The organism is Microvirga lotononidis, assembly GCF_034627025.1.
Lineage (GTDB): Bacteria > Pseudomonadota > Alphaproteobacteria > Rhizobiales > Beijerinckiaceae > Microvirga > Microvirga lotononidis.
In genome coordinates this window covers 285337-305460 of the sequence record NZ_CP141048.1, presented here as the reverse complement: position 1 = coordinate 305460, position 20124 = coordinate 285337, and the positions used below count along the sequence as shown (strand labels likewise).

The window sequence follows — 20124 nt, the reverse complement described above, 5'->3', positions numbered from 1 at the left end:
TGAGAGGGGCGGCCCCACCTTTTCTAGGTCATCGCCGGTCGAACCGGCTCGCGATGAGATCGCCCGTCGATTGGACCACCGTGACGATGACGATCAGGATCGCGATGACGCTGACCATGACGGTGGTGTCGAAGCGCTGGTAGCCGTATCGCATGGCGAGGTCGCCCAACCCGCCGGCTCCCACGGCGCCGGCCATGGCCGAGGAGCCGATCATCGATACCAGCGTGATCGTGAAGCCCCGGATGATCCCGGGCAGGGCTTCCGGCAGAAGCACGTGGACGATGATCTGCCAGCGGCTCGCACCCATCGCCTGCGCGGCCTCCACAAGACCGTGATCGACTTCCCGCAGGCTCACCTCCGCGATGCGGGCGAAGAAGGGCGTCGCGGCGATGCTCAGGGGCACGACCGCGGCCCAGAGCCCGATGGATGTGCCGACGATCAGGCGCGTGAAGGGTATGAGGGCGACCAGGAGGATGATGAAGGGCGTCGAGCGGAAGCCGTTGATGACGCTGCCCAGCACCCGGTTGAGGCGTGGCATCTCGTAGATGCCGCCGGCACTGGTGGTGACGAGGACGACGGCCAGGGGAATACCGGCCGCGAAGGCGAAGAGACCGGCCGCGCCGACCATGGTCAGGCTCTCCAGGAAGGCTTCCCAGAACATCGGGATGAAGTTGGTGGGCATGGCTGGTCTCCCTTTCCTGTCACGGGGCCTGCGAGGAGGACTCGGCGGCGATCTTCGCCTGGGCTTCGCTCTGGATGACGGCCTGGAGGACGCCCACGGGCGGCGTGCCGTTCAGCCAGTAATCGCCGATGGCGCGCTCGCGCTGGATGGCGGGATTGTGGGAGGCGAGAACCCTCGCATTGCGCCAGTATCGGTCGAGGCGCCGCGTCTCGCTCGTGGCCGAGGCGCCGCCGATCTCGAACAGCAATGTGGTCGCTTCGAGCACCTGCTCGATCACGATCTGCTGCGCCTGATAGGCCTTGATGTTGGCCGCCGTATAAAGCTCCGTCGCGTCCTGGCCGTTGGCAGCGGCCTGGTAGGAGGATTCAATCGCAGCGGCAACGCCGTCTACCAGCGTAGCCGCCGTGAAGGACAGGCTCGCGAGGCGCCCGATCACGCTCTGAACCAGAGGGTCGTGGCGCGGGCTCGACTTGCCCGGAACCGCGAAGGTCCGGGTCTTGGCGCGGGTGAACGCGATGGCGTCGTTCAGGACCGCCCGGGCGATGCCCGCGAGGGCCGCGAGATGGAACAGCTGGTAATAGGCGATGATGTACGAGGCCTTCGGCGGCTGCTCGACGGAGACGCGGCGCAGGATCTGGTCCTCGCGGATCGCGACCTTGTCGAAACGCGTCGTGCCACTGCCGGTCAGGCGCTGGCCGAAACCGTCCCAGTCGTCCTCGATCGTGACGCCCTGGGCTGTCGTGGGAAGGACCAGAGAGACATAGTCCGTTCCCTCCAGGGCGACCGCCACGATCCACGAGGCATAGATCGTCCCGGTGCTGTAGAACTTGTAGCCGTCGAGGAGCCAGTGATCGCCGTTCTTCGTGAGGGTCACGGTCGTCTCGGTTCCCTCCGTCTTCTCCGCCATGGCGGCGCCGAAGAGAGCCCCGTCCACGATGAGGGAGAACCACCGCCGACGGTCGGCTTCATTCTTGCCGTTCAGGCGCTCTTCGACGAAGGCGAAATGGGCGCGGAAGATCTGAGGCAGGTTGGAATCCGCCTCGCCCAGCTCGACGAGGAGCCGGAAGGTCTGGGGCAGGCTGGCGCCGAGGCCGCCATAGGCCTGCGGAACGCGTAAAGCTCCGAAGCCCGCGTCGCGCAGCCAGGCGACGGCATCGACGGCCAATGTCCGCGACTGCTCGCGCGCCACGGCACCCTCGGCAATCTTCGCGAAGATCGGCCGGAAGCGCTGCGCCAGCGCCTCGTAGGAGATCGGCGTGGACTCAAGCCGGTGCGGAGCGTCGCTGGGCTCGACATGAGGATCTGGTGGGAAAAGGCTCGTGGCAGCGGACATCGATGCTTCCGTGAAAATGAAAATGGATCAGGCGATTTCCCGAGCGGGCGCAGGCTGCGCCGCGTTCGGGCGATAGCGAGCGCCCCAATGCTCGGCCGGAAGACGGCTGCGGCCCTCGCCGAACAGCTTCTCGCGAAGCGTCCCGTCCGCGTAATCGGCCTTGAACAGGCCGCGCTCCTGGAGGGCGGGAACGACGAGATCGACGAAGTCGGCGAGACTTTCCGGCGCCACCGTGCGCGGCAGGTTGATGCCGTCGATATCGGCGGTCTCGACCCATGAGGCGATATGGTCGGCGATCTGCTCGGGCGTGCCGACGAACGGCTTCTGACGGCTGCCCAGGATCATCTGGTCGATCAGTTTGCGAACGGTCCAGACCGTGCCGGCACTGCGCTTGGTGATGGCTTCCAGGGTCGAATTGTTGGCATTGTTCTTCTCGTATTGGATCGGCTCGTCGAGATCGTATTTCGCGAAGTCCACGCCTGACGAACTCGAGAAGTGGGCCAGCGCGCCTTCCACACTCGCATGGCGGCGATATTCCTCCAGCTTGTCCTGTGCTTCCTTTTCCGTGCGGCCGACCACGACGCTCATGCCGACGAAGACCTTCACGTCGCGGGGATTGCGTCCGTGGCTCGCGGCGCGGGCCCTGATGTCCGCAATGATGTCTTTCGCGACGCCCGGGTTGGGACCGCCCGTGAACACGCATTCGGCGTGCCTGGCGGCGAACTCGCGCCCGCGGGTCGAGGAGCCGGCCTGATACAGGACGGGCGTGCGCTGCGGAGACGGCTCGCTCAGGTGAATGGCGTCGATCTGGTAATAGGGCCCATCGTGCCTGATGGCCCTGACCTTGTCCGGGCGCGCATAGATGCCGTGGGCGCGGTCGCGGACGACGGCATCATCGTCCCAGCTGCCTTCCCAGAGCTTGTAGAGCACGTCGAGATAATCGTCGGCGATGTCGTAACGATGATCGTGATCGAGCTGCTCGGGTAATCCCATGCCGCGGGCGGCGCTGTCGAGATAGCCCGTCACGATGTTCCAGCCGATGCGCCCGTTCGTGAGATGATCGAGCGTCGACATGCGGCGGGCATGCAGATAAGGCTGCTCGTAGGTCGTGTTGACGGTGACGCCGAAGCCGAGATGCTTCGTCGCATGGGCCATGGCGGGCACGACGAGCATGGGGTCGTTGACGGGAACCTGCGCGCCGGCCGCGATGGCGGTCTCGGGACCGCCCTTGTAGACATCGTAGACGCCGACGATGTCGGCGAGGAAGATGCCGTCGAGCTTGCCCCGCTCGGCGATCTTCGCGAGGTTCACCCAGTAATCCAGGCTCGTATAGGACGGAGACTGATCGCGCGGGTGGGTCCACATTCCATGATTGATGTGGCCCACGCAGTTCATGTCGAAGGCGTAGATGTTGATCTTCTTGGTCATGGCCTCACCCGGCTCGATCGTCAGTTGATGGTCAGTTCGTCGGATTGGCGGCGGTTTCCTTCGGGAGATCCCACGCAGGAACGGTCATGTCGCCGAAATGCTTCTTGAGTATGGCTTTGACCTCAGGCGAGTTCTGGTAGATCGAGACGAACTTCTTGATCCGTGGGTTCTCGGCGTCTTCGGCGCGCACCACCCACTGGATGGCGAAGCGCTTCTGGACGTTGTCGAAGATCAGGGCCGAGTTCGGATCGATGTCGTATTGCTTGAGGGTCGCGGGATAGCCCTGTCCGAGATCGACGTCGTCGAGGGCGGTCGGCAGCTGCTGCGCGACGAGTTCGGTGATCTTGATGTTCTTCGGATTGGACACGATGTCCGCAACGGTTGCCTTGTAGTCCAGGCCTTCCTTCAGCTTGATCAGGCCGACCCGTTCGAGAAGAACGAGGCCGCGTCCGCCGTTCACCGGATCATTGGCGATGGCGACCTTCGCGCCGTTGGGAAGGTCCGCAACGCTCTTGTACTTCTTCGAGTAGAGGCCGACCTTGGACATGGTGCCCACGCCGATGGACACGAAATCGTAGCCGCGCGCCTTCTTGGCGTCCTCCAGGAAGGGGATGTGCTGGAAGTAGTTCGCGTCGATGTCCTTGTTCACGAGGGCGGCATTGGGCGTGATCCAGTCGGTGAACTCGATCACCTTCACGTCGAGCCCCTGCTCCTTGGCTTCCTTGGCGGCCTGATGGACCGCATCGGCCGAGAGGCCCGAATTGATGCCGATCTTCAGGGGCGGCTCCGCATGAGCCGGAGCCGCCACGAGGGCCCAGGCGGAAGCGGCGAGAAGGGCCAGGAGCGGCAGGGACTTTGCAGCTGACCGGCGGGGGCTCCAGGCGGAGAGAGCTTTGATCGGCATTGGACGGGACCTCTGGTTCGTAAGAAAAATCAGATCGAGTTTCTTGTCTCCAGAGGACGAAAGAAGCTTATCGGCCTTCGTCTTTTTGCGCCATGAGCTTTGAGAGCTTTGAAGATCTATTCCACGACGGACAGATACTTCCATGCTCTGATGCTAATGACCCATGTCGCATCGTGGAGACTTGCCGAAATGGTGACGGGCGAACCGGTCGGGGTCAATTAGATTGTTCTTTTTTTAGAACACGGAGGCAAAGAAAAAACTTCTCCTGATGCTAAAGAGGCGGGCGGAAAATTCCTTCTCCTCATGGCTTCATTGAAGTTGCCGGCTTTTTAAGGGAGGGGAAGGTGGCTCAGGGTCCAACGGTCTGGGGTGCCGCTTGTCCATGCGACTTGACCTTGTTCTATATAAAGAACATAAAGGGACTCGCGAAACGCTGCTTAGGACGGTCGATGGACGCAATCGATGCCAAAATCCTGAGGTACCTGCAGGAGGATGCCAGCATCTCCGTGGCGGAACTCGCCCAGCGGGTGAACCTGTCCCAGACGCCGTGCTGGAAGCGGATCCAGCGGCTGGAATCCTCGGGTGTCATTCAGCGGCGGGTGGCGCTGGTCGATCCGGACAAGATCGGCCTCAGCCTCACGGCCTTCGTGGCCGTGGAGGCCTACGACCATTCCGAGTCCTGGATGCAGCAATTCGCGGATTTCGTCTCCGGCATTCCCGAGGTGATGGAAATCTACCGCATGGCCGGCGACGTGGACTACATCCTGCGCGTCGTCGTGCCCGACATGGCCGCCTACGACCACTTCTACAAGCAGCTGGTCAAGGCCATCCCGCTCAAGAACGTCACGTCCCGCTTCGCCATGGAACGCATCAAGTCGACCACGGCGTTCGTGCTGCGGTCGTGAGGAGGGTGCACGATCGCACACTCACCTCCCAAGTCATCACCGGCCTCGTGCCGGTGATCTCGATTAGAAGAGCGCGGCGTTTTTCAGTATCGGGATGGCCGGCACTGGTCCCCGGATCAAGTCCGGGCAGGCCATGAGGTGGCAAGTGTCATTCCCGGAAGGACGCGCAGCGGAGGGGAAGGGAATCCACCGACCGGCTCTGCGCTATGGATCCTCTTCCCTCGCCTTCGGCTCGCCGAGGATGACAGCGGAGCGCTCCCTGCACTAATCCCTCACGAACTGAACAGTTCCGGGTTCTCGGCCTCGACGCGGGGCAGGGCGCGCAGGATCTCCGTGAGGTGGCGGCGCATGGCCTCGGCGGCGGCGTCCTCGTCGCGGCTGTCGATGGCCGTCACGATGGCGCGGTGCTGGTCGATCAGGGGCAGCATGGCCTCCGGACTTGGTAGCGTGAGCTGGCACACCCGGTCCATATGGGCCTTTATGTCCTGCACGGCTTCCCAGGCGAGGGGGCAGCCGGCACCCTCCGCCAGGGCAATGTGAAACAGTTCGTCGTAGCGCTGGAAGGCGTCGTGGTCGTTCCTGCGGGCTGCCTGTTCCTGCATCTCGAGGAGATCGTCGATCCGCTCCCGGCTCTGCTGGTCGAAGGACGCGCAGGCGCGGCGCACGACCGCCGTCTCGATCGCCTCCCGGACGAACCGGGCCTCCATCATCTTGCGCACAGAGATCTTCACGACCGTGGTGCCCCGCTGGGGCTGGATCTCCACGAGGCGGGTCCTGGCGAGGCCGATCAGCGCCTCGCGCACCGGCTGTCGCGAGACCCCATGACGCTCCGCGATATCCTGCTCGGAGAGCCGGCTTCCGGGGGGAAGCTCCAGGGCGATAATCAGGCGGCGCAGCTCGTTCTCGATGCGCTGGGCTGCGGAGCCTTGGCCGACAGGGAAGGGCGTGTTCACGGCAATCTCATTCTTTTGGCGGGTTGCGTAACATATAAGTGCATACTACCATACAATCGTCGACCAGGTAAGCCGCGGCAAGCGGACGCCGGTCCCGCTCGATGAGTCGCATGGGCTCAAGGCGCAGGGCAAGCCGACCAATGGCTTGGACTGGAACAACAAAACACTGAGGACGCCTAAGGAGGAAGATCATGTTCACCAAGAGAACCCTTGCCGCCACCGCGCTCGGCGTGTGGGCGGCTTTCATGAGCGGCACGGCCGGCGCCCAGGCGACGCTGCGCTCGGCCGATATCCATCCGGACGGATACCCGACCGTCGAAGCCGTGAAATACTTCGGCTCCCTGCTCGAAAAGAAGACCAACGGCCGGTACAAGGTGCAGGTGTTCCACTCCGCGCAGCTCGGCCAGGAAAAGGACACCATCGAACAAACCCGTTTCGGCGTGATCGATCTGAACCGCATCAACATGGGTCCGTTCAACAACCTGATCCCTGAGACGCTCGTCCCCTCGCTGCCCTTCATCTTCCGCTCGGTCGACCATATGCGCAAGACCATGGACGGTCCCGTGGGCGATCAGATCCTGAAAGCCTTCGAACCGCATGGCCTCGTGGCGCTCGCCTTCTACGATTCCGGTGCGCGCTCGTTCTACAATTCCAAGCGCGCCATCAATACGCCGGCCGATCTCAAGGGCATGAAGGTGCGCGTGATCCAGTCGGATCTCTTCCTCGACATGGTGAATGCGCTCGGTGCCAATGCGACGCCGATGCCTCCGGGCGAGGTCTATTCCGCCCTCCAGACCGGCGTGGTGGACGGCGCCGAGAACAACTGGCCGAGCTACGATTCCTTCCGTCACTTCGAGGTGGCGAAGTTCTACTCGCTGACCGAGCATTCCATGTCGCCGGAAGTGCTGGTGATGTCGAAGAAGAGCTTCGACAAGCTCTCGCCGGAAGACCAGAAGGCGGTGCGCGAGACGGCGAAGGAATCCGTCGTGAAGATGCGCGAGCTCTGGGAGGCGCGCGAGAAGGACGCCGAGAAGAAGATCCGGGCGAGCGGCAGCCAGATCAACAACGTCGACAAGCAGCCCTTCATCGACGCCATGAAGCCCGTCTATGAGAAATACGCCAAGGACGCGAAGGTGAAGGAGCTCGTCTCCCGCATCCAGGCCATGAACTGAGCCTGTCAGGTCGATGCCGGCGGGCCGGCTTTGAAGCCGGTCCGTCTCTTGCTCCACCGGAGATTCTTACCGATGCGCGCTGAACTTGCCGCGCTGTCCCGCATCCTCGCCGTCGTGAATCGATCGGCTCTCTGGATCGCCGGGATCGGCCTTGTGTTGATGACCCTCTTCGTCGCCTGGCAGGTGTTCGGCCGTTACGTGCTGAACCAGTCGCCGAGCTGGACGGAGCCTGCCTCCCTGCTTCTCATGAGCTGGTTCATCCTGCTCGGTTCCGCCGTGGGCGTGCGCGAGGGCAACCATCTCGGCTTCGAGATCGCCCTCCATTACGCCCCGCACGGCCTGCGCCAGATCATGCTGGCCGTCACCGAGGTGCTGGTGATGATCTTCGGTGTTGCCATGGCGTGGTACGGCGCGGCGCTGGCGGTGGAAACCTGGTCGGCCCTGATGCCGGGCCTGCCGATCCCGCAGGGCTTCGATTACGTGCCCCTCGCGGTCGGCGGCGTGCTGATCGCCCTGTTCTCCCTGGAAAAGCTCGTGCGTCTCCTGCTCGCCGGGGAGGAAGCGCCCCTGGTGCGTGCGGACGAGCCTCATCTTGTTGCCGTGAAGGAGTGAGACGATGGAGATGTGGGTTCTGTTCGGCGTCTTCACGCTCCTGCTCATCATCGGCACGCCGGTCGCGTTCTGTCTCGGCATCGCGTCGCTGGCGACCGTTCTCTCCATGCAGCTGCCGCCGGTCGTGGTGTTCCAGCAGCTCAATTCGGGCATGAACGCCTTCGCCATGATGGCGATTCCGTTCTTCATCTACGCGGGCGACCTGATGATGCGCGGCGGCATCGCCGACCGCCTGATCCGCCTGGCGGCCGGGTTCGTCGGCCATCTGCGCGGCGGCCTGGGCCAGGTGAACGTGGTGGCCTCGACGCTCTTCGGCGGGATTTCCGGCTCAGCCGTCGCCGACGCCTCGGCCATCGGCGGCATCATGATCCCGCAGATGGAGAAGCGGGGCTACGCCAAGGATTACAGCGTCAACGTGACGGTGAACGCCGCCATCATCGCGCTGATGATTCCGCCGTCCCACAACATGATCATCTATTCGATCGCGGCCGGCGGCACGATCTCCGTGGCGGATCTCTTTACGGCCGGCGTGGTGCCGGGTCTTCTTCTGGCGGCCGCGCTGATGATCACGGCCTACGTGGTTGCCGTCCGCCGCGGCTATCCGGCCGATCCCTTTCCGGGTTTCCGGATGCTGGCTTATTTCCTCGTCTCGGCCGTGCCGGGAATCCTCCTCATCTTCATCATCTTCGGCGGCGTCCGCTCAGGAATCTTCACGGCGACGGAGAGCTCCTGCATCGCGGTCGTCTATGCGCTGCTCGTGACGCTCTTCGTCTATCGCGAGATGAACTGGGAGAGCTTCGTCGAGGCGACGCTTGGGGCGGTGCGCACCACCGCCATGGTCCTGCTCGTCATCGGCACGGCGAGCGCCTTCGGCTGGCTCATGGCTTTCCTGCAGGTGCCGCAGGCCACGATCGCGCTCATGAAGAGCGTGTCCGACAATCCCATCGTGGTGCTTTTGCTCATCAACGTCATCCTTCTGGTGCTCGGAACCTTCATGGACATGGCGCCGATGATCATCATCTGCACGCCGATCTTCCTGCCCGTGATCAAGGCCTTCGGCATCGATCCGGTGCATTTCGGCGTGATCCTGATCCTCAATGCCGGCATAGGCCTCAACACGCCGCCCGTGGGCTCCGTGCTCTTCGTCGGGTGCGCGGTGGGCAAGATCACCATCGGCGAGGCCATGAAGACCATCTGGCCTTTCCTGGGCGCCAGCGTCTTCGTGCTGCTGCTCGTCACCTACATCCCCGGCCTGTCGCTCTGGCTGCCGGCCCTGTTCCGCTAGAAATTCGCAGTTGAGAGGTAATGATGACCATCGCCATCCGGCAGGTATGCCATCCCGAGGCGGTCCGCCATTTCAGCGCGGCCGAACTGCGCCGGCACTTCCTGATCGAAACGCTGTTCGTCCCTGGCGAGGTCAAACTGACCTACAGCCACATCGACCGGCTCGTGGTCGGCGGCGCGACGCCCACGACGGGAGCGATCAGGCTGGAATCGCACAGGCAGATCGGCTCTCCGAACTTCCTCGACCGTCGCGAGCTTGGTGTCGTCAATCTCGGTGGGGCAGGGCGCGTGCAGACGGACGGCGAGAGCCACCACCTCGATCCCCGCGATGCGCTCTACGTCGCCATGGGCACGAGGGACGTCCGCTTCGAAAGCCTCGACGAGAGCAGCCCGGCGAAGTTCTATCTCGTCAGCACGCCGGCCCATGCCCGTTTCGAGACCGTGAAGATCGGCCTTGACCGGGCTCGCCGGATCGATCTGGGCGATGCGGCGAACGGTAATGTCCGCACGATCTTCCAGATGATCCACCCGGAGGTATGCCGCTCTGCCCAGCTCGTCCTCGGCATGACCCAGCTCAAGCCCGGCAGCATGTGGAACACCATGCCGGCTCACGTGCATGACCGCCGCTCGGAGGTCTATGTCTATTTCGATATGCAGCCCGACACGCGCGTGTTCCATTTCATGGGCGAGCCCGACGAGACGAAGCATCTCGTCGTCGCCAACGAGCAGGCGATCCTCTCTCCCGGCTGGTCGATCCATTCCGGCGTCGGCACCAGCAACTACACCTTCGTCTGGGCCATGGGCGGCGACAACCAGGATTTCACCGACATGGACATGGTCCCCATGGATGCGTTGCGGTGAGGATCGTGCGATGACCTATTCCTTCGATCTGGGCGGCAGGACGGCGGTCGTGACCGGGGCCAATACCGGGCTCGGACAGGCGATCGCCGTCGCGATGGCGCAAGCCGGCGCGTCCATCGTGGCCGTCGGGCGCTCGGCCATGGACGAGACCGAGCGCCTGTGCCGCGCGGGGGGCGCGGACTTTCATTCGGTGCAGGTTGACCTGTCGACCCTCGAGCCCATCGAGCGTATCGTCGCAGACGCGACCTCGCTCAGCGGGCGGATCGATATCCTCGTCAACAATGCGGGCATCATCCGCCGCGCGGACGCCATCGACTTCACGGAGAAGGATTGGGACGACGTGATGAACGTCAATCTCAAATCCACGTTCTTCCTGTCCCAGGCGGTGGCCCGGACCATGCTGGCGGACGGGCGTGGCGGCAAGATCATCAACATCGCATCGCTGCTGTCCTTCCAGGGCGGCATCCGCATTCCGTCCTACACGGCGAGCAAGAGCGGTCTGGCGGGGCTCACGCGATTGCTGGCCTGCGAATGGGCCGGGAAGGGCATCAACGTGAATGCGATCGCACCGGGCTACTTCGTGACCAACAACACGGAGGCGTTGCGCAACGATCCGAAACGAAGCGGCGAAATTCTCGGGCGGATCCCTGCCGGGCGATGGGGCGACCCGACGGATCTCGGCGGCGCTGCCGTCTTCCTGGCATCGTCGGCCGCAAACTACATCCACGGGGTCGTTCTGCCGGTGGACGGTGGATGGCTCGCCCGCTGACAAAGTCTTGGAGGTAACATGAACCGTATCAACGAGCCCTTCGCCTTCGACGGCGAGATCGACTGGGAACCGGCAGGCGAGGGCATCCGCCGCAAGATCCTCACCTACAATGCAGAGGTGATGATGGTGCGCGTGGAGTTCCAAGCCGGAGCGGTCGGCACGCCGCACTCGCACCCGCATATCCAGTGCAGCCTTGTCGAAGCGGGAACCTTCGACGTGACGATTGCCGGACGGACCGAGCGGCTCAAGCAGGGTGACAGCTTCCTCGTGCCTCCCCATGCCGTCCATGGGGCCGTCGCCGTGGAGGCCGGAGTGCTTCTCGACGTCTTCACCCCGATGCGCGAGGATTTCGTCTGACCTGACGCCCTCCACCTGAAGTCAAGTCACTTCCTCAAGCCGCACCATGACTGGTCGCGGCTTGATCGCTGTTGGACCGATCAAGCCTTTGGTCGCGCCGGCCGGACCTGTTGACATGCCCCCGCCGGAGAACCGGCTGCAACCCGTCAGCGGGCCCATGCCTTGAGGTGGGCCCGCGACAGAATATTTCGCGTTAACCGATCCATCGCGAAATTTGGTCCGGCATGGAACCTCGCCCCTTGAAAAACGTTAAGGTGGGTCGAATTCCATCTGAAGACGAACAAAGTAGCTTTTGGGATGTCGGCAAAGGGGGCCAGGCGTGGGTTGCGCCTGGAACAGTGTAACGGGGGCCTTATGTCACAAGTCGAAACCACCACTTCGCAGCTTGATCCCAGGTTGCTCCTCAAAACATTGCGCGCCTTCCGGAAAGGCGACTTTTCCGCCCGGCTGCCGTCGGACCTGACTGGGATCGACGGCGAGATCGCGGAAGCGTTCAACGACATTGCGGACCTGAACCAGGGCTTGGCGCAGGAGTTGGAGCGCGTCGCCAAGGTGGTCGGCAAAGAGGGGCGGATCGAGGAGCGCGGGCAACTCGCAGCGGCGACCGGCTGCTGGAGCGAGTGCGTCGATTCGGTGAACGCCATGATCGGCGACATTGTCCAGCCGACCGTCGAGGTGGCGCGTGTCATCGGCGCCGTGGCAAAAGGCGACCTGAGCCAAACGATCGACCTCGCCACCGACGGACGTCCCCTGCGCGGCGAATTCCTTCGCATCGGCAAGGTGGTCAATACCATGGTGGGCCAGCTTGGAAGCTTCGCCTCCGAAGTGACCCGCGTGGCGCGCGAGGTGGGCTCGGAAGGCAAGCTCGGTGGTCAGGCGAAGGTCAAGGGCGTTGCCGGAACCTGGAAGGATCTGACCGAGAACGTGAACCTTATGGCGGCCAATCTGACCGGTCAGGTCCGCAACATCGCCGAGGTCACAACGGCGGTCGCGAATGGCGACCTGTCGAAGAAGATCACCGTAGACGTGAAGGGCGAGATTCTGGAGCTGAAGGACACCATCAACACGATGGTGGATCAGCTGAACTCCTTTGCATCCGAAGTGACGCGCGTCGCGAAAGAAGTGGGCTCGGAAGGTAAGCTCGGCGGTCAGGCTCAGGTGCGCGGCGTCGGCGGTGTCTGGAAGGACCTCACGGACAATGTCAACATGATGGCGGCGAACCTCACCGGACAGGTCCGTAACATCGCCGAGGTCACGACGGCGGTCGCCCGCGGCGATCTGTCGAAGAAGATCACCGTGGATGTGAAGGGGGAGATTCTGGCCCTCAAGTCGACCATCAACACCATGGTCGACCAGCTGAATTCCTTCGCGTCGGAAGTGACGCGCGTTGCGAAAGAGGTGGGCTCGGAAGGCAAACTCGGCGGCCAGGCGCAGGTGGAGGGCGTCGGCGGCGTCTGGCGCGACCTGACCGAGAACGTCAATATGATGGGCGCGAACCTGACAGCACAGGTTCGTAACATCGCCGAGGTGACCACGGCCGTCGCGAATGGCGACCTGTCGAAGAAGATCACGGTGGAGGTGAAGGGCGAAATTCTGGAACTCAAGAACACCATCAATACGATGGTGGATCAGCTGAACTCCTTTGCCTCCGAAGTGACGCGCGTCGCGAAAGAAGTGGGCTCGGAAGGTAAGCTTGGCGGTCAGGCCCAGGTGCGCGGTGTTGCCGGCACCTGGAAGGATCTCACCGACAACGTCAACCTCATGGCGGCGAACCTCACCGGTCAGGTGCGTAATATCGCGGAAGTCACGACCGCAGTCGCGAACGGCGACCTCTCGAAGAAGATCACCGTGGAGGTCAGAGGTGAGATTCTGGAGCTGAAATCGACCATCAACACCATGGTGGACCAGCTCAATTCATTCGCCGGCGAAGTGACGCGCGTCGCCAAGGAGGTGGGCTCGGAAGGCAAGCTCGGCGGACAGGCGCGCGTCGAAGGCGTGGCCGGAACCTGGAAGGATCTCACCGACAACGTGAACCTGATGGCCGCGAACCTGACGGGTCAGGTCCGTAACATCGCCGAAGTGACGACGGCGGTCGCGAACGGCGATCTGTCGAAGAAGATCACCGTGGACGTGCGCGGCGAGATCCTGGAGCTGAAGTCCACGATCAACACCATGGTTGACCAGCTCAACTCCTTCGCGGGCGAAGTGACCCGCGTGGCGCGCGAGGTGGGTACCGAAGGCAAGCTCGGCGGCCAAGCCCAGGTGCGCGGTGTCGCCGGTGTCTGGAAGGACCTCACCGACAACGTCAACATGATGGCCGCGAACCTGACGGGTCAGGTGCGAAACATTGCCGAGGTGACGACGGCGGTCGCGAACGGCGACCTGTCGAAGAAGATCACCGTCGCGGTCGAAGGCGAGATTTTGGAGCTGAAATCGACCATCAACACCATGGTGGATCAGCTCAACTCCTTTGCGGGCGAAGTGACGCGCGTGGCGCGCGAGGTGGGTACCGAAGGCAAGCTCGGCGGTCAGGCTCAGGTGCGCGGTGTCGGTGGCGTCTGGAAGGACCTCACCGACAACGTCAACATGATGGCCGCGAACCTGACGGGTCAGGTGCGTAACATCGCGGAAGTCACGACGGCGGTCGCGAACGGTGACCTGTCGAAGAAGATCACCGTGGACGTGCGCGGCGAGATCCTGGAGCTGAAATCGACCATCAACACCATGGTCGACCAGCTCAACTCCTTCGCATCGGAAGTGACGCGCGTGGCGCGCGAGGTGGGCATCGAAGGCAAGCTCGGCGGTCAGGCCCAGGTGCGCGGCGTGGCCGGCACCTGGAAAGACCTCACCGACAACGTGAACATGATGGCGAACAACCTCACCGGTCAGGTGCGCGGCATCGCCAGCGTGGTGACGGCGGTCGCGGAGGGCGATCTCAAGCGCAAGCTCATCGTGGACGCCAAGGGCGAAATCGCGGCGCTCGCCGAGACCATCAACGAGATGATCGACACGCTTGCGACCTTCGCCGATCAGGTGACAAACGTCGCCCGCGAAGTGGGCGTGGAAGGCAAGCTGGGCGGGCAGGCGAGGGTGCCGGGCGCCGCAGGCCTGTGGCGCGATCTCACCGACAACGTGAACCAGCTCGCCGCCAACCTGACCACGCAGGTGCGCGCCATCGCGGATGTGGCCACCGCGGTGACCAAGGGCGATCTCACCCGGTCGATTTCGGTGGAAGCCTCGGGCGAGCTGGCCTCGCTCAAGGACAACGTGAACGAGATGATCCGCAACTTGCGCGACACGACGCTCAAGAACGCGGAGCAGGATTGGCTGAAGACCAACCTCGCCAAGTTCACCCGCATGCTGCAGGGCGAGCGCGATCTCACCACCGTGTCCAACATGATCCTGTCGGAAATCGCTCCGCTCGTGAATGCACAGCAGGGCGTGTTCTACACGATGGAGAGCGACGGCAACGAGCCGATCCTCGATATGGTGGCGTCCTACGCCTTCACGGAGAGGAAGCATCTCAATAACCGCTTCCGCCTGCGTGAGGGACTGGTCGGGCAGGTTGCCTACGAGAAGAAGCGGATTCTCCTCACCAACGTGCCGGGCGACTACATCACCATCAGCTCGGCTCTCGGCGAAGCGCCGCCCTTGAACATCATCGTGCTGCCCGTCCTGTTCGAGCAGGAGGTGAAGGCGGTTATCGAGCTTGCCTCCTTCAGCCGCTTCTCGGAGACGCACCAGTCGTTCCTCGAGCAGCTCACGGAATCGATCGGCATCGTTCTGAACACCATCGCGGCGAACATGCGGACGGAAGGGCTTCTGAAGCAGTCCCAACTTCTGACCACCGAGCTGCAAAGCCAGCAGGAAGAGCTGCGAAACACCAACGATCGGCTGGAACAGCAGGCCGCCAGCCTGCGCCAGTCCGAGGAACTCCTGCGGCAGCAGCAGGAAGCGCTGCAGAAGACGAACGAAGAGCTCGAAGACAAGGCGCGCCTGCTCGAACTCCAGAAGAGGGAGGTCGAGACGAAGAACCAGGAGGTCTCCGTCGCAAAGACTGCCCTGGAGGAGAAGGCCGAACAGCTTTCGCTCACATCGCGCTACAAGTCGCAGTTCCTGGCCAATATGAGCCACGAGCTGAGGACGCCGTTGAACTCGCTCCTGATCCTGTCGAAGCTCCTGACCGAGAACTCGGACGGCAACCTGACCGACAAGCAGCGGGAATTCGCCAAGACCATCCACGCGGCCGGCTCCGACCTGCTCTCGCTCATCAACGACATTCTCGACCTGTCGAAGATCGAGTCCGGCACCGTCAGCCTGGAGGTGTCGAGCGTCGCCTTCAAGGATCTCGTCGACAACATGGAGCGGACCTTCCGCCAGGTGGCGGAGGAACGAAAGCTAGATTTCCATGTGGAGGTCGATCAGAAGCTGCCATCGTCGATCAGGACGGATTCGAAGCGGTTGCAGCAGGTTCTGCGCAACCTCTTGTCGAACGCCTTCAAGTTCACGGAGCGCGGAGGCGTAACGCTGCAGATCGGCTCGGCCGAGGGAACGCCCCTGCGGTCCGGCAGTCAGTGGGTGGCCATTTCGGTGACGGATACCGGCATCGGCATCCCGGAGGAGAAGCAGCGCATCATCTTCGAGGCTTTCCAGCAGGCAGACGGCACGACGAGCCGGAAATACGGCGGAACAGGCCTCGGCCTGTCGATCAGCCGCGAGATTGCCCGTCTGCTCGGCGGCGAGATCGTCGTGTCGAGCACGCCTGGAAGCGGCTCGACCTTCACGCTGTTCGTCCCGGTCGAACCGCCCGCCAGCCATGGAACAGCCGGCGCGACAATGTCCATGCGGCCGAACGGAGACGGAGCCGGTCAGTTCAGCGCTACATCCGACGATACCGCGGGAACGATGATCCGCCAGCCCTCGGCAGCCATGGCTCTCTCGGCGTCCCTGGACGACCGTCACGCGATCACGAGCGGAGACCGCGTTGTCCTCATCGTCGAGGACGACGCCATGTTCGCCTCGGTGCTGCTGGAGCTGGCCCGGGAGGAGGGCTTCAGGGGCCTGATCGCCATGGACGGCGCTTCGGCGCTTGCCCTGGCGCATCGCTACAAGCCGCATGCGATCACGCTCGATATCGGATTGCCCGATATGGACGGCTGGGCGCTTCTCGACCTCCTGAAGCACGATCCGCGCACGCGGCATGTGCCGATCCATGTGATCTCCGTCGACGACCAGAAGAAGCGTGGTCTCAAGGCGGGTGCATTCGGCTTCCTGGAAAAGCCGGTCGATCGGGAGGCGCTCATGGGAGCGCTCAACCGCACGAAGGAGTTCATCGATCGTCCCGTGAAGAAGCTGCTTCTCGTCGAGGATGACGACATTCAGCGCATGAGCCTGTCCGAACTCATGAAGAGCGAGCAGGTCGACGTGACCGCCGTGGGAACGGCCGAGACGGCGCTCGAGGTCATCCAGGTGCGGCAGTTCGACTGCGCGGTCGTCGATCTGGGCCTGCCGGATCTTCCGGGTGCGGAACTCATTGAGCGCATCCGCAAGACGAAGGGCGGGGAGGAGCTGCCGATCGTCATCTATACCGGGCAGGACCTGACGAAGGCAGAGGAGCGGCATCTCCAGGGCATGGCGGCCACGCTGATCGTGAAGGGGGAAGGTTCGTCCGAGCGCCTTCTCAACGACACGGCTCTGTTCCTGCATCGGGCCATCAGCGCGATTCCCGAGGAGAAGCAGATCGTCGTCCAGCACCGGGCCGACGATGCGCTCGATGGCCGGAAGGTTCTGATCATCGACGACGACATGCGCAACATCTTCTCGTTGACGAGCGCGCTCGAGCAGCATGGGATCTCGGTCATCTTCGCCGAGAACGGCCTCGAAGGCATCGAGAAGCTTCAGGCCAACCCGGATGTCGACGTGGCCCTGGTCGATATCATGATGCCGGAGATGGATGGTTACGAGACCATGCGGGAAATCCGGAACATCCCACGCTATCGCGACCTTCCCCTCGTGGCGGTGACGGCGAAGGCCATGAAGGGCGATCGCGAGAAGTGTCTCGAAGCCGGCGCGACCGATTATGTGTCGAAGCCTGTTGATGTGGATCAACTTCTGGCCGTCTTGCGCGTTCAACTCAGTCGGAGCACATATATCCCGGACGGGAAGATGACTCCCAATGGTGCGGTAGAGACCGGGTTGAACTCATGACGGACGAGCTACGGCGCGGGGAGCTGAGCCAGAGCCTGGATGATTTTCATCTGGTCTCGGCCCGCCATCCGTCGGACCCGATTCCGGCCAAGATCCTTGTGGTCGACGACGACCCGCGCAACCTGATCGCCGTGGAAGAGGTGCTCAGGTCTCCGGGGGTCGAGATCGTCACCGCGGATTCGGGCGAAGGTGCCCTGCGCCACGTTCTGAAGGATGACTTTGCGGTCATCCTGCTCGACGTGCAGATGCCCCGGCTCGACGGCTACGAGGTTGCAAGCCTGATCAGGAACCGGCCGCGCTCCTCGCGCGTGCCGATCCTGTTCCTGACGGCTTTCAACAAGGACGACATGCATGTCTTCAAGGGATATTCGGCGGGTGCGGTCGACTATGTCTTCAAGCCCATCGAGCCCCTGATCCTCCGATCCAAGGTCGACATTTTCGTCGACCTGTATCGCAAGACGGAAGAGATCCGCCGGCAGGCCGAACAGGAGCGCCGGCTGCTGATGGACAACCTTCATGTCCGCAGTGAAAAGCTGAAGGCCGAGCAGGCTCTGCGCCGCCGCGAGGAGCACCAATCGATTGTCCTGCAATCGCTGCCCATCGCGCTTTATACGGCCTCCGTCGAGGAGGATCACCGACGCCTTCATTTCACCAATGAGAGCATCGAGCGCATCACGGGCTTTCGGCCGGAAACATTCCTGGAGCGGCCGGACTTCTGGGCCTCCCGCATCAATCCGGAAGATCAGGAGCGCGTTCTCGCCCAGCTGAAGCGGCTGGGGGAGGATGGCTCCGTCAATCTCGAATATCGATGGCGCTGCGCCGACGATGTCGAGAGACACTTTCTCGACCAGACGGTTCTCATGCGGGATGAGGACGGTCGTCCGCGCGAGTTCTTCGGCATGTGGTTCGATATCACGGAGAGCAAGCAGATGGAGCAGAACCTGCTCCACGCCAGCAAGCTCGAAGCGGTCGGCCGTCTCACGGGCGGGATCGCGCATGATTTCAACAACATGCTCAGCGTCGTGATCGGCAATCTCGATCTTCTGAAGAAATCCATCCAAGGCAACGAGAAGGCCGAACGTCGTGTGCGGATGGCGCTGGAAAGCGCCCAGCATTGCGCCGATCTCACTTATAGGCTCCTGACCTTCTCCCGGCGCCAAGCCCTGCAGGTTTCGACCATCGACGTCGCGAACCTGATGCCGAGCCTGCTGGAGTTGATGCGCAGGACGCTGGGCGAGCACGTCAATGCGAGCCTGAATCTGCAAGACGGCATCTGGCCGATCCAGGTCGACCGAGCCCAGCTCGAGGCGGCGCTCCTGAATCTCGCCGTCAATGCCCGCGATGCCATGCCCAATGGCGGCGATCTCACCATCTGCGTCAAGAACCAAGTGGTCGAGGAGGGGAAATCCGTTCCCGGCGGCGAGTTCGTCGTGATCTCCGTGAGCGATACGGGGATCGGCATGCCGCCCGAGGTGCTGGAGAAGGTGTTCGAGCCGTTCTTCACCACGAAGGAAAGCGGGAAAGGTACGGGCCTCGGCCTGAGCATGGTCTATGGCTTCGTCCAGCAATGCCACGGCCACGTGGAGGTCGAGAGCGAGCCGAATGCGGGCACGACGATCCGCATCTTCCTTCCTCGCTCGCATGAGGTGGCGGAGAAACCGGAGGATAACCAATCGGCCGTCGCCCACCCTTTCGGAAATGGCCGCATGGTGCTCGTCGTTGAGGACAATCCGGCCGTGCGTCAGGTGGTGCTGTCCACCCTGCATTCCCTCGGATTCAAGGTGATGGAGGCCGAAACCGGCGATGAAGCCGCCCGGCTTCTGAAATCGAAGAAGGACATCAAGCTTGTCCTCTCCGACGTCAGGATGCCGGGAGCCCTCAGCGGCATTGACCTAGCCCGGCTCATTCAGAAGGAACAGCCTGACGTCCAAGTCCTCCTGACCACCGGATACTTCGATGGGGAAGACAAGCTCGAAGATCTCAATCTTCTCTACAAGCCCTACCGGGCAAGCGACCTTGCGGAGAAGATACAATCCTTGATGAGTGCGTCACAGGGTGTCGAACTGGAGAGCGCGACCCTGCATCAAGCAGCGGCCGTCGCGTAGGTCTTCTTTCATGTCGGGCCTGAATGAGAATCTGAACTTCGACGACCGGAACATCGTTCCGGTCGTCGTCTCTCCCTGATGGAAGAGATCGGAACGTGGCTTCCCGGGCGGCTTTGAGGCAGGCGTTCAGATTTCAGCCGAGAGACTGTCCCGGTCACCGCGCCAAGCCGTGTAGAAATCTCCCGTCCGATCGAGAACGAAGACCATCGGATTGTTCGATACGGCCGACCAGCAGGCTGCCTCGACGGCGAACTTCAATGCCTTTGCGCGAAAATAAAACGAGCCGAGATCCCGGCCGAACTGAGAGACCGTCCAACGATCGTGCTTAAATGCAACGCAGTACGCTCCGTGGGGCATGAAGCACCTCCCAAGTCGCTTTTCCGGCGCATCGTGCGGCCCTGCGGGGGTGCCCCGAACGATGCGCTCGTCCAATGGATGAGCATCGGAACGATCCCGGGAGCGGATCCGCGCTCGGGGCCGATGCTTCGCAAAATACAGGTGCAGTTGCTAACCATCCTGAACGGATATGGCAACCGAGAATGACGGTTTACG

15 protein-coding genes are annotated in these 20124 nt (G+C 62.8%); 9 read left to right on the top strand and 6 right to left on the bottom strand.

Features of this window, described 5'->3' with window-relative positions; all coding sequences use genetic code 11:
• Positions 1-28: 28 nt before the first annotated feature.
• From U0023_RS01420 to U0023_RS01405, 4 genes are read right to left on the bottom strand one after another with little or no spacing between them, the layout of a single operon-like run.
• The gene (locus tag U0023_RS01420; protein ID WP_009764146.1) at positions 29-682 is read right to left on the bottom strand and encodes a methionine ABC transporter permease; all 654 of its coding nucleotides are present in this window, start codon (positions 680-682) and stop codon (positions 29-31) included.
• Between the two features lie 19 nt (positions 683-701).
• A complete protein-coding gene (locus U0023_RS01415) occupies positions 702-2015 on the bottom strand; it encodes an acyl-CoA dehydrogenase family protein (protein WP_009764147.1) in 1314 nt (437 codons plus the stop codon).
• A 27-nt stretch (positions 2016-2042) separates the two neighbouring features.
• Positions 2043-3443: an LLM class flavin-dependent oxidoreductase gene (locus U0023_RS01410; protein WP_009764148.1), complete on the bottom strand. Its 1401-nt coding sequence runs from the start codon at positions 3441-3443 to the stop codon at positions 2043-2045.
• Between the two features lie 31 nt (positions 3444-3474).
• A complete protein-coding gene (locus tag U0023_RS01405) occupies positions 3475-4347 on the bottom strand; it encodes a MetQ/NlpA family ABC transporter substrate-binding protein (RefSeq protein ID WP_009764149.1) in 873 nt (290 codons plus the stop codon).
• 449 nt (positions 4348-4796) lie between these two features.
• Here U0023_RS01405 and U0023_RS01400 point away from each other — a divergent pair, with 449 nt between their 5' ends.
• On the top strand, positions 4797-5252 hold the full coding sequence (locus U0023_RS01400; protein ID WP_009764150.1) for an Lrp/AsnC family transcriptional regulator: 456 nt from the start codon (positions 4797-4799) through the stop codon (positions 5250-5252).
• A 272-nt stretch (positions 5253-5524) separates the two neighbouring features.
• On the opposite strand, the gene U0023_RS01395 is transcribed toward U0023_RS01400, so the two are convergent.
• Positions 5525-6205 (bottom strand): GntR family transcriptional regulator, encoded by a 681-nt coding sequence (locus U0023_RS01395; protein WP_009764151.1) that lies wholly within the window; start codon positions 6203-6205, stop codon positions 5525-5527.
• Positions 6206-6396: 191 nt separating this feature from the next.
• Between U0023_RS01395 and U0023_RS01390 the strand changes: the two genes are divergently transcribed.
• From U0023_RS01390 to U0023_RS01355, 8 genes are all read left to right on the top strand, one after another.
• Positions 6397-7377 (top strand): TRAP transporter substrate-binding protein, encoded by a 981-nt coding sequence (locus tag U0023_RS01390; RefSeq protein WP_009764152.1) that lies wholly within the window; start codon positions 6397-6399, stop codon positions 7375-7377.
• 72 nt (positions 7378-7449) lie between these two features.
• On the top strand, positions 7450-7989 hold the full coding sequence (locus U0023_RS01385) for a TRAP transporter small permease (RefSeq protein WP_009764153.1): 540 nt from the start codon (positions 7450-7452) through the stop codon (positions 7987-7989).
• A 4-nt stretch (positions 7990-7993) separates the two neighbouring features.
• Positions 7994-9274 carry a TRAP transporter large permease gene (locus U0023_RS01380; protein ID WP_009764154.1) on the top strand — a complete coding sequence of 427 codons (1281 nt, stop codon included), beginning with the start codon at positions 7994-7996 and terminating at the stop codon, positions 9272-9274.
• Between the two features lie 23 nt (positions 9275-9297).
• Positions 9298-10134 carry a 5-dehydro-4-deoxy-D-glucuronate isomerase gene (gene kduI / locus U0023_RS01375; protein WP_009764155.1) on the top strand — a complete coding sequence of 279 codons (837 nt, stop codon included), beginning with the start codon at positions 9298-9300 and terminating at the stop codon, positions 10132-10134.
• A gap of 10 nt (positions 10135-10144) precedes the next feature.
• Complete coding sequence (gene kduD, locus U0023_RS01370) at positions 10145-10903, top strand: 2-dehydro-3-deoxy-D-gluconate 5-dehydrogenase KduD (protein WP_009764156.1); 759 nt, start codon at positions 10145-10147, stop codon at positions 10901-10903.
• 18 nt (positions 10904-10921) lie between these two features.
• On the top strand, positions 10922-11260 hold the full coding sequence (locus tag U0023_RS01365; protein WP_009764157.1) for a cupin domain-containing protein: 339 nt from the start codon (positions 10922-10924) through the stop codon (positions 11258-11260).
• 354 nt (positions 11261-11614) lie between these two features.
• Complete coding sequence (locus tag U0023_RS01360; RefSeq protein ID WP_040638749.1) at positions 11615-17467, top strand: hybrid sensor histidine kinase/response regulator; 5853 nt, start codon at positions 11615-11617, stop codon at positions 17465-17467.
• A complete protein-coding gene (locus U0023_RS01355; protein ID WP_009764159.1) occupies positions 17464-19572 on the top strand; it encodes a response regulator in 2109 nt (702 codons plus the stop codon). Before U0023_RS01360 ends, U0023_RS01355 begins: the two co-directional genes overlap by 4 nt.
• A 126-nt stretch (positions 19573-19698) precedes the next feature.
• Here U0023_RS01355 and U0023_RS01350 read toward each other — a convergent pair whose 3' ends face one another.
• On the bottom strand, positions 19699-19929 hold the full coding sequence (locus U0023_RS01350) for a hypothetical protein (protein ID WP_009764160.1): 231 nt from the start codon (positions 19927-19929) through the stop codon (positions 19699-19701).
• Between the last annotated feature and the right edge of the window lie 195 nt (positions 19930-20124).